The organism is Methanobrevibacter sp. (assembly GCF_030539555.1).
Classification (GTDB): domain Archaea; phylum Methanobacteriota; class Methanobacteria; order Methanobacteriales; family Methanobacteriaceae; genus Methanocatella.
The window spans coordinates 1,416-1,752 of the sequence record NZ_JAUNXX010000144.1; the positions used below are offsets into that span (position 1 = coordinate 1,416).

General features: G+C 28.8%; 1 protein-coding gene. It reads right to left on the bottom strand.

The genetic code is table 11. The features are described from left to right. Positions 1-287, bottom strand: a 287-nt coding sequence (locus Q4Q55_RS10585) for a hypothetical protein (RefSeq protein WP_303372758.1), incomplete at its 3' end; no start/stop codon positions are given. Positions 288-337 lie beyond the last annotated feature (50 nt).

The following is a 337-nucleotide window of genomic DNA, read 5'->3' on the forward strand; positions in this document are numbered from 1 at the left end:
AATATTCCAGTTGTAATTGTATCCGATTCTGAATAGGTGTAATTTTTCTTTAGAGTATACATATAACCTTCAGGAATGGAATTAATTATATGTTGAAGGGAATCGAAATCACCTGTATCGACAAATTCTATCTCTTTTGTAATTTTAATACTATCATAACTAGCAGTTAATAACCCAGTATTTTCTGTAATAGAATACTTTACAGTTGTTTTACCAGTTGAATCAATGATTATATTATCATTAACTGTAGCATTAACTGCTGAAAGGCCCAATATTACCTCAGGCAAGGCATAGTTATAACTAGATGCATCATTTAAATTATTTAAAGAAATTTCAG